Source organism: Streptomyces sp. NPDC001492, assembly GCF_053597275.1.
Map to the genome: position 1 here is coordinate 354,369 of NZ_JBSFHW010000003.1, position 13,604 is coordinate 367,972.

Annotated in this window: 11 protein-coding genes; 3 read left to right on the plus strand and 8 right to left on the minus strand. The window is 69.3% G+C overall.

The genetic code is table 11. The features are described from left to right. Window positions 1-7: 7 nt before the first annotated feature. The 3 genes from ACWC1K_RS05765 to ACWC1K_RS05775 all read right to left on the minus strand — a co-directional run bounded on the left by ACWC1K_RS05765 (window position 8) and on the right by ACWC1K_RS05775 (window position 3,865). Entirely contained in the window at window positions 8-844 is an 837-nt protein-coding gene (locus tag ACWC1K_RS05765) for a phospholipid scramblase-related protein (RefSeq protein ID WP_450828985.1), read from the minus strand. A 77-nt stretch (window positions 845-921) separates the two neighbouring features. Next, entirely contained in the window at window positions 922-2,979 is a 2,058-nt protein-coding gene (locus ACWC1K_RS05770; protein WP_450828986.1) for a phosphocholine-specific phospholipase C, read from the minus strand. Window positions 2,980-3,130: 151 nt separating this feature from the next. Then, window positions 3,131-3,865 (minus strand): polysaccharide deacetylase family protein, encoded by a 735-nt coding sequence (locus tag ACWC1K_RS05775; RefSeq protein WP_450828987.1) that lies wholly within the window; start codon window positions 3,863-3,865, stop codon window positions 3,131-3,133. A gap of 412 nt (window positions 3,866-4,277) precedes the next feature. Between ACWC1K_RS05775 and ACWC1K_RS05780 the strand changes: the two genes are divergently transcribed. From ACWC1K_RS05780 to ACWC1K_RS05790, 3 genes are read left to right on the plus strand one after another with little or no spacing between them, the layout of a single operon-like run. Then, window positions 4,278-5,351, plus strand: coding sequence for a Rieske 2Fe-2S domain-containing protein (locus tag ACWC1K_RS05780; protein WP_450828988.1), 1,074 nt, complete (start codon window positions 4,278-4,280; stop codon window positions 5,349-5,351). Further along, window positions 5,348-5,527, plus strand: coding sequence for a hypothetical protein (locus ACWC1K_RS05785; protein WP_450828989.1), 180 nt, complete (start codon window positions 5,348-5,350; stop codon window positions 5,525-5,527). Before ACWC1K_RS05780 ends, ACWC1K_RS05785 begins: the two co-directional genes overlap by 4 nt. Continuing rightward, the gene (locus ACWC1K_RS05790; protein ID WP_450828990.1) at window positions 5,524-6,459 is read left to right on the plus strand and encodes a PDR/VanB family oxidoreductase; all 936 of its coding nucleotides are present in this window, start codon (window positions 5,524-5,526) and stop codon (window positions 6,457-6,459) included. The genes ACWC1K_RS05785 and ACWC1K_RS05790 overlap by 4 nt, the downstream gene beginning before the upstream one ends. A 110-nt stretch (window positions 6,460-6,569) precedes the next feature. Here ACWC1K_RS05790 and ACWC1K_RS05795 read toward each other — a convergent pair whose 3' ends face one another. The 5 genes from ACWC1K_RS05795 to ACWC1K_RS05815 form a co-directional block, all read right to left on the minus strand. Further along, entirely contained in the window at window positions 6,570-8,711 is a 2,142-nt protein-coding gene (locus ACWC1K_RS05795; protein ID WP_450828991.1) for a discoidin domain-containing protein, read from the minus strand. A 76-nt stretch (window positions 8,712-8,787) separates the two neighbouring features. Continuing rightward, window positions 8,788-10,368: a glycoside hydrolase family 13 protein gene (locus ACWC1K_RS05800; protein ID WP_450828992.1), complete on the minus strand. Its 1,581-nt coding sequence runs from the start codon at window positions 10,366-10,368 to the stop codon at window positions 8,788-8,790. Between the two features lie 30 nt (window positions 10,369-10,398). Continuing rightward, window positions 10,399-11,277 (minus strand): carbohydrate ABC transporter permease, encoded by an 879-nt coding sequence (locus ACWC1K_RS05805; RefSeq protein WP_450828993.1) that lies wholly within the window; start codon window positions 11,275-11,277, stop codon window positions 10,399-10,401. Then, window positions 11,274-12,230, minus strand: a complete 957-nt coding sequence (locus ACWC1K_RS05810; RefSeq protein WP_450828994.1) for a carbohydrate ABC transporter permease — start codon at window positions 12,228-12,230, stop codon at window positions 11,274-11,276. Before ACWC1K_RS05810 ends, ACWC1K_RS05805 begins: the two co-directional genes overlap by 4 nt. Window positions 12,231-12,234: 4 nt before the next feature. Then, on the minus strand, window positions 12,235-13,584 hold the full coding sequence (locus ACWC1K_RS05815) for an ABC transporter substrate-binding protein (RefSeq protein ID WP_450828995.1): 1,350 nt from the start codon (window positions 13,582-13,584) through the stop codon (window positions 12,235-12,237). Window positions 13,585-13,604 lie beyond the last annotated feature (20 nt).

A 13,604-nucleotide genomic window follows, 5' to 3' on the forward strand; every position in this document is an offset into this window, starting at 1 on the left:
GGGGCGGTCATCCCAGCCCGCGAGAGTCCTGCTTCAGCGCCGTATCCACGGTAAGTGCCGTCGCCACGACAAGACTCAGCAGCGGCTCGGGCAGCTTGTAGTGAATCTGCAGTACATAGTTGTCCGCAGTCGTGAACATCGTCTTGGCAAGACCTTCCCAGGTCTTGGTGATCCGGGCGACCTCGTTGTCCGCGTGGTCGACGATCGCGAAGTTCCACGCCCGCCAGTTCTCCGCCTTGATCGCACCGACCTGCCGGCCGTCCACGTTCATCGCGAAGTTGATCTTCCCGATCATGTTCTGCTGGACGATCTCGCCGACGGGCGAACCGTCCGGACGCGACACCAGGACACGGGACTTGAACACCTTGGCGGGCCGCGTCAGCACCAGCTGCGGCTGGCCGTGGGCGTCCCGGATCTCCAGCCGGTGGGTCATGAACTGGTCGAGGCTGGAGACGAAGCGGGCCACCTTCTTCAGCGTGCTCTGCCCGACCTCCGTCACCGAACCGATCTGGTTGCCGTTCTGATCCATGACCTTGTACTCGTTGGTCAGCTCGATCAGCTTGGCCTTCTGGTTGACCACCAGGACCGGTTCGGTGAACAGGCTGCCGCCGCCGGGGCCGCCGGCGGCGACCCCGGCCTGCTGCTGCACCTGACGCTGCACACGCGGGTCCGGCCCGGCGGCCTGCGGCGGTACCTGCTGCTGCGGCACCTGCTGTTGAGGTGCCTGCTGCTGGTCCGTGTTGGTGTGCTGGGTCCACTGGGCGCCGTCCCAGTAGCGGAGAGTCCGGGGCGCTCCGTGCGGATCCGGGTACCAGCCTGCAGGAGTGTTCGAATGCGTGGTCACCGGGGCACATTACCCCGGCCCCACCAGCCCCTGGCCAGTCCCCGCGATCCGCTGTTCGGCAGCCCTTACACGGCAGTTCACCCGGTGATGATCGCCGGGTCGCTCACTCCCGGCTGCCCGTTCTCCACATGTCCGGCGAACCGCCGCAGGAACCTCGCGTCGGCCTCGGAGGTGACCGTGAGGTCGTACCAGCGCCGGCTCGCGGCGAGGTCGACGGTGTGCTTCACCGTGGCTCCGGGCCGCACCGTGAAGGTCCGGGGCTTGCGGCCGTATCCACCCGTCAGCTTCAGACGGACCGTGCCGGAGCCCTTGTTGGTGAAGGTCAGCTCGATGTCGTCGCCGCTGTGGCGGGCCGTGACCTCGGGCCCCGCCACCTTGTTCGGTCCCTTGAAGACGCGCAGGAAGCCGTTCGGGCCGTGCACCGACAGGTCGTACGAGCCGTTCGAGTACGCCGAGTTCCAGGCGTCCGAGACGGTCTTGCCGGCCTCGGTGGTGTAGCTCCAGGGCCCGTCGCTGCGGTTGCCGGAGGTCACCAGGAAGGCGGCGCCCGCCTTCGCTCCGGAGGCGAAGGTCAGGGTGAACTTCCCGGAGGCCGTGTCCGCCGAACCGTCCACGTGCGGGGCGTACTTGAGGGGACGCGCCGGGCGCAGGCCGCGCTCCTGCTTGGGCAGGACCGGGTTGGCGGGCGGGGTCGGCACGTAGTCGGGGTGGCGGTTGTGGTCCGGCGGCCGGTAGCCGTCGGTGCCCGGCAGGGCGACCGGCTTGGTGTCGGTGCGGGAGAAGTCGAACGCGGAGGTCAGGTCACCGCAGATCGCCCGCCGCCAGGGCGAGACGTTCGGCTCGTGCACGCCGAAGCGACGCTCCATGAACCGGATGATCGACGTGTGGTCCATCGTCTCGGAGCAGACGTAACCGCCCTTGCTCCAGGGCGAGACGACGATCATCGGCACCCGCTGGCCGAGCCCGTAGGGGCCGGCGGGGTGGCTGCTGCTGCCCTTGAACAGGTCCGGGCCGACGTCGACCGTCGACTTGCCCTGGGCCGCGGAGCCCGGTGCGAACGGCGGGACGAGGTGGTCGAAGAAGCCGTCGTTCTCGTCGTACGTGATGAACAGGGCCGTCTTCGCCCACACCTTCGGGTCGGAGGTGAGCGCGTCGAGGACCTGGGCGACGTACCAGGCGCCGTAGTTGGCGGGCCAGTTGGGGTGCTCGGTGAAGGCCTCGGGGGCGACGATCCAGGAGATCTGCGGCAGCTTGCCGCCCTTGACGTCGGCCTTGAGCTGGTCGAAGAAGCCCTCGCCCTTGCGGGCGTCGGTGCCGGTGCGGGCCTTGTCGTAGAGCGGGCTGCCGGGCTGGGCGTTCTGGTACTGCTTGAAGTAGAGCAGGGAGTTGTCGCCGTAGTTGCCGCGGTAGGCGTCCTGGATCCAGCCCCAGCCGCCGTTCGCGTCGAGGCCGTCGCCGACGTCCTGGTAGATCTTCCAGGAGACGCCCGCCTTCTCCAGGCGCTCGGGGTAGGTGGTCCAGCTGTAGCCGGCCTCGTCGTTGCCGAGGACCGGGCCGCCGCCCTGGCCGTCGTTGCCCGTGTAACCGGTCCACAGGTAGTAGCGGTTCGGGTCGGTCGAGCCGATGAACGAGCAGTGGTACGCGTCGCAGATGGTGAAGGAGTCGGCGAGCGCGTAGTGGAACGGGATGTCCTCGCGGGTCAGGTACGCCATCGTCGTGGAGCCCTTGGAGGGAACCCACTTGTCGTACGTGCCCCCGTTGAAGGCGGCATGTCCGTCGTTCCAGCCGTGCGGGAGGTCCTGGATGAAGGCCAGGCCCAGGTCGTCGGCGTCCGGGTGGAAGGGCAGGATGTCCTTGCCGCTCGCGTCCGCCTGGTACCAGACCGGCTTCCCGTCCTGCCGGGTCACCACGGGGCGCGGGTCGCCGTAGCCGCGAACGCCTCTGAGGGTGCCGAAGTAGTGGTCGAAGGAGCGGTTCTCCTGCATCAGGACGACGATGTGCTCGACGTCCTCGATGGATCCCGTGCGGTGGTTCGCGGGCAGCGCGGCGGCGCGCTGGATGCTGTTCGACAGGGCGGTGAAGGCGGTGGTCGCGCCCGCGAGTTGCAGGAATCGGCGCCGATTGACTTCGGGCATGGGTTGATTGCCTCTCATCCTGGTGCGGATGGCCGGAACATGACGGATTGCGCGCGCTGCGAGTGTTCCAAGAGCACCAAACGTGAGGGAAGGGTCCGGTGGCGCCCATGTGAAAGTCGTCGGTACGGGAGATGTGCCGCGGCCCGTGCACTCAGGGCAGCGCGTCCGACAGTCGTACGAATGTGTGGCCGAGGGCCAGCAGTCGGGGTACCGCGGCGGTGATGCCCGCGGCCGTACCGCCCTCCGGATGGTTCATGTGGCAGATGACGACGGAGCCCGCGGGCGCGGACCCCACCGTCGTGCGGACCTGCTCGGGGCTGAAGGTGGCCCCCGCGTCGCCGTTGACCGAGAAGCCGGCGAACCGCTCGCCCATGGCGGTGACGATCCCGGCCGCGACGTCGTCGCAGTACGCGGTGCCGGAGCGGAAGAAACGCGGCGGGCGACCCAGCAGACGGGTGAGCCTTGCCCGGTTGCCGGCGATCTCCTCGTAGACCTCGGCGGCGTCACGGGTGCCGGGGATGCCGTAGGCGGAGCGGCCGGTCACGGAGAGGGGGAGGTGGCGGGTGCCGTGGTTGGCGATCTCGAACAGCGGCTCGGCGGCCAGTCGGCGGAAGACGGCCGGATTGGCGTCGATCCAGCGGGAGTTGATGAAGAGGGTCGCCGGTATCTCCCGCCTGCGCAGGAAGTCGATCAGGACGCGGTCGTAGCCGCTGCCGCCCCGGCCGCCGCAGGCGTCGAAGGTCAGCGCTGTGCCCCGATGACCGGCGGGGAGCCGGTGCACCACACCGGGCCCGTCGAAGCCCCAGGTGTGGGGCACGGCGTGACCGTAGCGGGCGACGATCTCGGCGCGGGTCGCGGTGGGCAGGCGGGCCGGCCTGGCCCTCACCGAGGGCGAAGGGGCAGCGGAGGAGGGCGGGGCCGCGGAGGGCGGGATGGCGGAGGGGGCAGAGGGAGCCGTTTGCGCCTTTGATGCCTCCTTCGGTGCCGTACATCCGACCAGAGTTCCCCCGGCCAGGGCCGCCAGCACCATACGTCGACTCGTACTCATCCACTCCCACCCGCCCGTACGCACGGCGGCAATGCTAGGCAGCGCACACTCGCCGCCCCCCGCAGACCGGACAAGCCTTGCCCAAGAATCCTTTGCTGATGAATTCCCCGGACACCTCCGACCAGCCCTTTCACGGAACCCCTTCCGCCTGGCAGAAGCCGCCTTGCGCGCCCACCGCGGCCGTCACGAATCTGAGTCCAACCACGGCACGCGGGGCGACGGCGCCCCGCCGACAGGGACGGGAACCCCTATGCCTCACATGACCGCCTTTGCCAGGAACCAGTGGTACGTCGCCGCCTACAGCCACGAGGTCGGGCGCGAGGAGCTGCTCGGCCGGACGATCCTCGGTGAACCGCTCGTGTTCTACCGGACGGAGGAGGACGGGACGCCGGTCGCGCTCGCCGACCGCTGTGTGCACCGCCGGTTCCCGTTGCACGAGAAGCCCAGCCGGCTGGACGGCGACAAACTCGTGTGCGGCTACCACGGGTTCACCTACGACACGACGGGTACCTGCGTGTACGTGCCCGGCCAGAAGCGCATCCCGCGCACCGCCCGGGTCGCCTCCTACCCCGTGGTCGAGCTGGACTCCCTGGTGTGGGTGTGGATCGGCGACCCGGCCCTCGCCGACGCGCAGACCATCCCCCGGGCCCGGCACCTCGACGGGCCCGGCTGGGTCACCGTCCGCGGCATGGAGCCCATCGACGCCGACTACGGGCTGCTGGTCGACAACCTCCTCGACCTCTCCCACGAGACGTATCTGCACGGCGGCTACATCGGCACCCCCGAGGTCGCCGAGACGCCGATCACCACCGAGGTCGACGAGGGCGCGGGCATCGTGCGGGTGAGCCGGCACATGGACGACGCCGAGTGCCCGCCGTTCTATGCCAACTCCACCGGCATCCAGGGCCGCATCACCCGCTGGCAGGACATCGAGTACCACGCGCCCTGTCTGTATCTGCTGCACAGCAGGATCGCGCCGGTGGGCGTGCTGCCGGAGGCCGACGGCAGCGACCCGAACGGCTTCCACACCGAGATCACCTACGCGATCACCCCGTCGACGGACGGCAAGGTGTACGACTTCTGGGCCGTCTCGCGCGACTGGGCGACGGAGGACGCCGAGGTCACCGAGTTCATGCGGAGCAACAACCACACCGTGGTCATGCAGGACGTGGTCGCGCTCAACCTGCTGCACAGGACGCTCGGCACGGAGCGGACCGGGTACCAGGAACTCAGCATCAACATCGACACCGGCGGCCTCGCCGCCCGCCGTATCCTCGCGCGGCTGGTCGAGGAGGGCGACAAGCCCGTGGAGAAGGTCCTGTGAGCAGCTCCACGGGCGAGATCTACCGCATCGACTGGCTGCCGGGCACCGACATCCTGCACGGCACCTGTCACTGCGGCGCCGAGCACAGCGCCCAGGACCCGGTCGAGATGTGGGAGTGGATGCTCGGCCACCCCGAAGGACACGAGCCCGCCACGCCACGAGGAAACAGCTCATGACCGTGTACGAAGCCGAACTCGTCGTCGACAGCCGGGAATTCGCTGCCGACGGCGTGCTCGCCCTCACCCTGCGCCACCCGCTCGGCGAGGACCTGCCGGCCTGGGAGCCGGGCGCGCATGTCGACGTCGTGCTCGGTCCGGAGCTGGAGCGGCAGTACTCGCTGTGCGGGGACCCCGCGGACCGCTCGGTGTGGCGGATCGCCGTGCTGCGGGAGCCGGACGGGCGCGGTGGATCCGCCCATGTGCACGAGCAGGTGGGGCGGGGCGACAAGGTCCGGGTGCGCGGGCCGCGCAATCACTTCCGGCTGGAGGGTGCGCCGCGTTACCGGTTCGTGGCGGGCGGGATCGGCATCACCCCGATCCTCCCGATGCTGGCCGCGGCGGAGGCCGCGGGCGCCGAGTGGACGCTGCTGTACGGCGGCCGCACCCGCGACTCCATCGCTTTCACGGAGGAGTTGGAGCGGTACGGCGACCGGGTGAAGGTCTGTCCGCAGGACGAGACCGGGCTCCTCGACCTCGGTTCGGTGCTGGACGACCTGCCCGAGGGCACACTCGTCTACTGCTGTGGTCCCGGACCACTGCTGGACGCGGTCGAGGAGCGCTGCCCGGCCGAGCGACTGCGCGTCGAGCGGTTCTCGCCGAAGGCCCAGGAGGACGGCGGGAACACCGAGTTCGAGGTCGAGCTGGCACGGAGCAGCCGTACGGTGACGGTCGCGCCGGACGTCTCCGTGCTGGATGCCGTCCGTGCGGCCGGTGTGGAGGTGCTGTTCTCCTGCACGGAGGGCACCTGCGGCACCTGCGAGACCGATGTCCTCGACGGCACCCCGGACCACCGGGACTCGGTGCTCAGCGCCGAGGAACAGCAGAGCGGGGAGACGATGATGATCTGTGTGTCCCGCTGCCGTGGGAAGAAGCTCGTGCTGGACCTGTGATCCCGAGGTCGGCACGCTCCTAATCGACGGATCGACGATGGCGCGCCCCCTGACGCAGCAGCCGTCAGGGGGCGCGCCGGTTGCACACCCGGTGGCCCCGCAGAACACGGTCAAGGAGTCGGATAGGCCTCCACCTCGCTGAACTGCCCTGCGGGCCAGCCCGTGTTGGCGCTGACGGTCAGCCGCAGATGGCGCAGGCTGGTGTCGGCGGGCAGGGAGACGGTGGCCGTGTTGCCGGTCGCCGGGTCGAAGCGGTAGCCGGTGGAGCCGACGACGGTGGAGTAGGTCGAGCCGTCGGTGCTGCCCAGTACGGTGATGGTCTGCGTGCGGGCGCCCCAGGCGGTCGACGGCGGCAGCTTCAGCACCAGCCGGCGCACGGTCTGAGTGGAGCCGAGATCGACCGTCCAGGACTGCGGGAAGGCGTTGTTGGTCGACTCCCAGTAGCTGTTCGCATCTCCGTCGACCGCCTTGCCGGGCGTGTAGACGTCCTGCGAGCCGGTGGCGGTGGCCGGGCGGCCCTTGGCGAGGTTCCGGTTCGGGTCGGGGTCGGGGTTGCCCTGGCCGGGCTGCGGCCAGGTCGAGCAGTCGGCCCAGGTGCTGCTCCAGCCGGAGTTGCCGCCGCCGTCGGTGAGGGTGAAGGTGCCGGAGCCGGACGGGTAGGGACAGTTGTAGACCCCCGCCGCGCCGACCCCGGTGGCCTGCACGTTGCTGAACTTCGCCGAGCCCTGCGTCTCCGCCTGGACGACGACCGTGCCGGTGTTCTTCACGGTCGCACCGCTGACGGTGACGTTGCCTGTCGGGTAGCCGTGCCCGCCGCCGGACACGAACTCGAAGGCGCTGTACGGGCTGTCGGTGACGGTCGTGTTCGTGATGTTCACGGTGGCGTTGATCGCGCTGTCGTACGAGTCGACGCGCAGGGCGCCCATCGGGTGGTTCCAGTTGGGGTTCATCGCGCCGGTGCGCACGAGCGTGTTGCCGTCGACGGTGATGGTGCCCGCCAGCGGGGAGAACGGGTCGAGGAACTTCTGGTTGGAGACCGCGATACCGCTGCCGAGGGCGTTGGTGTCGGAGACCAGGTTGTTCTTGACCGCGATGTCGGTGCCGCCGTAGATCGCGATGCCGTTGGCGAGGTTCGGCTGCGAGATGGTGTTGTTCTCGAAGCTGGAGTCGGTGTCGGCGGAGTACAGCGACCACATGGCGAGCGAGTCGTCGCCCTGGTTGCGCAGGAAGTTGCCCCGGACGCGGACACCGTGCGCGTTGCCGTTGAGGTTGAGGCCGTCGGCGGTGGTGTCGAGGATGCGGTTGTCCTCGACGACCAGGTTGTCGTTGTTGCCCATCAGCCAGAGGCCGACCTTCATGTGCTGGATCCACATGCCGGAGACCGAACTGCCCGGCCCCAGCGAGCCGTTGACGAAGTTGTCCGGGTTGGAGTCGACCCGCTCGGTGACCTCGCCGATCACCGCGAAGTCCTTGATGTGCACACCGCCCGAGGAACTCGACTGGTCGATGAAGCGGGAGGTGTGCACGACGGAGTGCCAGCTGCCGGCGCCCTGCAGGGTCACGTTCTGGACGCCGCTGAGCGAGGACGTCAGCCTGTAGTCGCCCGGCGGGATCCACACCACTCCCCCTTGTGCGGCGGAGATCGCGTCCCGGAAGGCCTGCGTGGAGTCGCCGTTGCCGCTGGGGTCGGCGCCCTTGGAGGTGACCGAGACCGACCCGGCGGGCTGTGCGGTGGCAGCGGCAACCTGCTCGAAGTCGGCGACGTCGACGGTGACCTGAGTGCCGGTCGCCTCGAAGGCGACCTTGTCGCCCGCCTGGACGCTCTGGCCCAGCAGGAGACGGGAGTTGTCGAAGAAGTGGTGCGTCTTGGCGCCCGGGATCCAACTGGTGTCGATGTACGAGTACTTGGAGGTCACCGGGAGCGTCTTGGTGAGCTTGGTGCCGTTGACGTACACGTTCAGCGTGCCGTTCTGGCCGTCCGGAACGCTGTAGGCGACGTTCACGGCGTTGGCCGCGCGCGGCACGGTGAACTCGACGCGCTGGCCCGAGGCGAGACGTACGGCCTGGCGTCCGGAGGCCTCGGAGGCGAGGGCGCCCTGGGTGTAGTCGGGGCCGATCCTGGTGCCGGTGGTGGTGGCCGACTCGGCCTCGACGGAGGTGAAGGGCAGGGCGGCGCCGGAGGCCGCGTGCGCGGCGGGGGCCGTGGCGGTGAGCAGACCGGCGGAGAGGGCGACGACCATCGCTGATGGCATGCCCCTGACAGTCCTGTGCATGTGCTGATCCCTTCGGGGTGGGGGTGCGGGGAGAGCGGGGAGGGTGCGGTGCGGCTCAGGCGCGCAGCCAGACCGCGGTGTCCTTCGGCAGTCGTCCCTCGGCGTCCAGGGGACCGCTGGCGAGCAGGAGTGGGGAACTGACGGGAAGGTCGAGGGGGGTGTCGGCGAGGTTCACCAGGCACCGGGCACCTGCCCGGGTGAAGGCGAGGACGCCCTCGGGTGCGGGCTCCCAGGTGAGGGGTCCGTCGCCGAACACGGGGCGCAGCTCGATGGCCCTGCGGTAGAGGGCGAGCATCGAGCCGGTGTCCGCGTCCTGGCGGTCGACGGCGTACGACGTCCAGCCGGCCGGCTGCGGCAGCCAGGGCTCCGTACGGCTGCCGAATCCCGTATACGGCGCCCCGGCAGCCCATGGGAGCGGCACCCGGCAGCCGTCGCGTCCCGGGTCGGTGCCGTGCGACCGGAAGTGCATCGGATCCTGGATGCGGTCGAGGGGGATGTCGGCCTCGGGCAGGCCCAGCTCCTCTCCCTGGTAGACGTAGACCGCGCCGGGCAGGGCGAGTGACAGCAGGGCGGCCGCGCGGGCGCGCCGGGTGCCGAGGGCGAGGTCGGCCGGGGTGCCGAAGGCCTTGGTGGCGAAGTCGAATCCGGTGTCCGTGCGGCCGTAGCGGGTGACCGTGCGGGTGACGTCGTGGTTGCACAGCACCCAGGTGGCGGGGGCGCCGACGGGTGCGTGCTCGGCGAGGGTCTCGTCGATGGACGTACGCAGCCTGCGCGCGTCCCAGGGGCAGGTCATGAAGGCGAAGTTGAAGGCCGTGTGGAGTTCGTCGGGCCGCAGATAGCGCGCGAAGCGTTCGGTGTCGGGGAGCCAGACCTCTCCGACGAAGATGCCGTCGTACTCGTCGGCGACGGAACGCCACGAGCGGTAGATGTCGTGGAGTTCGTCCCGGTCGACGTAAGGATGCGGGTCCTGGCCCTCGGTGAAGTCCGGCAGGGCGGGGTCCTTCGCGAGGAGGGCGGCCGAGTCGATGCGGACTCCGGCAACGCCCCGCTCGAACCAGAACCGCAGGATGTCCTCGTGCTCCTGGCGGACCGCCGGGTGCGCCCAGTTGAGGTCGGGCTGTTCGGGGGCGAAGAGGTGCAGGTACCACTCGCCGTCGGGCAGCCGGGTCCAGGCGGGGCCGCCGAACTGGGACGTCCAGCCGTTGGGCGGGAGTTCGCCGTGGGCGCCGCGGCCGGGGCGGAAGTGGAACAGCTCGCGTTCGGGGCCGCCGAGGAGGGCGGCGCGGAACCAGGGGTGCCGGTCGGAGACGTGGTTCGGGACGATGTCGACGATCGTGCGGATGCCGAGTTCGCGGGCCTCGGCGATCAGCTTCTCCGCCTCCGCGAGAGTACCGAAGGCCGGGTCGATCACACGGTAGTCGGCGACGTCGTAGCCGCCGTCCTTCATCGGAGACAGGTACCAGGGGCTGAACCACAGGGCGTCCACGCCGAGTTCGGCGAGGTAGGGCAGTCGGGCGCGGACGCCGGCGAGGTCGCCGGTGCCGTCGCCGTCGCCGTCGGCGAAGCTGCGGACGTAGACCTGGTAGATGACGGCGGAGCGCCACCACTCCGTGGGGGCATGGCGGGGCTGTCCCACTGTGCTTGCCTTTCTGTCGGAGGGAGGGCGTCAGCCCTTGGTGCTGCCCGCGCCGATCCCGGCGATGATGTGCCGCTGGAAGAGCAGGAACAGGGCGACCATCGGGATGCTGGCGATCACCATCGCGGCGATCAGCACGGTCAGTTGGATGTTCTGCGACAGCTGGACGAGTGCCACGCTGATCGGCTGTTTCCCGGTGTCGGAGAAGACCATCAGCGGCCAGAGGAAGTCCTGCCACACGGCGACCAGCGCGAAGATCGACACGACCCCCAGGACCGGCCGCGACATCGGCAGCACGATCGACCACAGGGTGCGCAGCTTCCCGGCGCCGTCGATCTCGGCGGCCTCCAGGACGTCGCGCGGGAGCTGGTCGAAGAACCGTTTGAGCAGGTAGAGGTTGAAGGCGTTGGCGACGGCCGGCAGCCAGATGGCCAGGGGGTCGTTGAGCAGGCTGGTGTGGATCAGGGGGAGGTCGGCCACGGTCAGGTACTTCGGTACGACCAGGGCCTGGGCCGGGACCATCAGGGTGGCGAGGATCCCGCCGAGGATCAGCTTGCCGAAGGCGGGCCTGAGCCTGGACAGGGCGTAGGCGGCGGCCGTGCAGAGGACGAGCTGGAACAGCCAGGCACCGGCCGCCTGGACCACCGTGTTCCACAGGTGCTGCGGCAGCTGCATGAGGTCCCAGGCGTCGGTGTAGCCGCCCGGGCGCCAGTGCTCGGGGACGATCGTGGGCGGGGTCCGCGCCACCTCGTCCGGTGACTTCATCGCGCCGGTCACCATCCAGTAGACGGGGAACAGGAAAGCCAGCGCGAACAGGACGAGGACGACGGTGAACACCGTCCAGTACAGGGTCTTCCCGCGCGGCCGGGCGAGCGTCGCCGGGGAGACGAGGGTGCGGGTGGCGTTCACGCGTCCTCCTCTCCGGAGCGCGTCAGGCGCAGGTATACGGCGGAGAAGGCGCCGAGCAGCACGAGGAGCATGACGCTGAGCGCGCAGGCGCCGCCGAAGTCGTTGTAGAGGAACGCGTACTTGTAGATCAGGTAGAGGACGGTGACCGTGGCGTTCTCCGGGCCGCCGCCCGTGATCACGAACGGTTCGGTGAAGACCTGCATCGTCGCGATGATCTGCAGGAGCATCAGCATGAGGATGACGAAACGCGTCTGGGGAACCGTCACGTGCCGGATGCGCTGGAGCAGGTTGGCGCCGTCCAGTTCGGCGGCCTCGTACAGCTCGCCGGGGATGGACTGGAGGGCGGCCAGGTAGATCAGGACGGTGCCGCCCATGTTGGCCCAGGTGGCCACGATCACAAGGGAGATGAGGGCGGTGTCGGTGCCGTTGGACCAGTTCGAGGTGGGCAGGTGCAGGACGCGCAGTGTCTCGTTGGCGAGGCCGGCTCCGGGGTCGTAGAACCACTTCCAGAGCAGCGCGCTGACCACCGGCGGGATCATCACCGGCAGATACACCACGATCCTGAAGAAGGCCTTCCAGTGGCGCAGTTCGTTGAGGACGAGGGCCAGCACGAAGGGGATCGCGAAGCCGAGCAGCAGGGCGAGCAGGGTGAAGGCGAGCGTGTTGCGCCAGGCTGCCGTGAACTCGGGGTCGTGCCAGACGCGGGCGAAGTTGGCGGTGCCGACCCACTCGGGCGGCGAGCCCGGCGTGTACTTCTGGAAGGCGATCACGACGGCGCGGATCGCCGGGTACCAGGAGAACAGGGCGAAGCAGACGAGGCCGCCGAGGAGGAAGGCGTAGGCGCGGACCTGGTCGGCGAGGCGGCGCCGTCCCCGGCCCCCTAGCGGGGACGGCGCCGTGACCGGGTGGACGGCGGCCGTCCGCACGGGTTGCCGCTCGGCCGTCTTCGTCATCTCGTCAGCCCCGCGCCAGGATGCCGTCGATCTTGCCGGAGGCGTCCTTCAGCAGCTGGTCGATGTCGGCGTCCTTCTTGGTGAGGACGGCGGAGACTGCGGAGTCGAGGACGGAGTAGATCTGCTGGGCGTCCGGCGGCTCGATCTTCAGCTGAAGGGTGTGGTTGCCGTCGAGGAAGGACCGGTAGTTCTCCACCGGGACATTGGCGTTGGCCTTCTTGACCTGCTGGTCCTTGGTGTCGGCGGCGCCGGTGAACAGGCGCGGCTCGGGCAGTCCGACCGGGGCGTCCGCCTTCTTGGCGCGGGCGTAGTCGCCGAGGAAGCCCGTGCCGGGGGTGAGGAACATGTGGTCGAGCCACGTCAGGCCGGCGCGGATCTGGGCGGGCGTGTCGTGCTTGTTGAACATGTAGCCGTCGCCGCCGATGAGCGTGCCCTTGCCGCCGGGCATCGGGCCGAGGGCGAGGTCCTTGTAGTTGCCGCCCTTCTCCTTCACCAGGATCGGGATGTTGTCGGGGGCCGAGAGATACATGCCCAGCTTGCCCGAACCCATCATCTGCTGCACGTCGTTGATGACCAGCAGCTGCTTGCTGCCCATGGAGTTGTCGGCCCAGCGCATGTCGTGCAGGTTCCGCAGCACGGCATGGCCCTCGGGGGTGTCGATCGTGGCCTGCTTGCCGTCGGCGCTGACGACGTCGCCGCCCTGGGAGTACAGCTCGGCGGTGAAGTGCCAACCCCCCTGGTTCTGGGCGCTGTAGTCGGCGTATCCGACGGTCCCGTTGCCGAGTGCGGCGATCTTCCTGGCGTCGGCGCGGACCTCGTCCCAGGTGGCCGGGGGCTTGTCGGGGTCGAGGCCGGCCTTCTGGAAGAGCCTGCGGTTGTAGATCAGGCCCATCGAGTAGCCGGTGCGCGGGACGCCGTAGATCTTCCCGTCGACGGTGTAGATGTCGCGCAGCTGCTTCTGGATGGTGCCGTAGCTCTTCAACTCCTTGATGTACGGCGTGAGATCGGCCGCCTGGTGGATGTCGACGACGTGCCTGGCGTCGGTGAAGTACGTGTAGAAGACGTCCTCCATCTGACCGCCGGCCAGCTTGGCGTCGAAGGTCTTCGGGTCCTGGCAGGGGAACGCGTCGTGCGCGACGACGTCGATCTCCGGGTGCTGTTTCTCGAAGGCGGCGACGTCCTGCTCGAAGAATCCGCGGTCGACCTTGGCGCTCTTGGGCGGTTCGCAGTTGACGGTGATACGGGTCTTTCCGCTCGCCGAGCCGTCGCCGCCCGATCCGCAGGCGGAGGCGGCGAGGGCGAGAGTACAGACGCTGAGCGCGAGGAACGTACGGCGGAACCCGGTGCTTCTCATCGGTGACCCCTCGTGGCAGG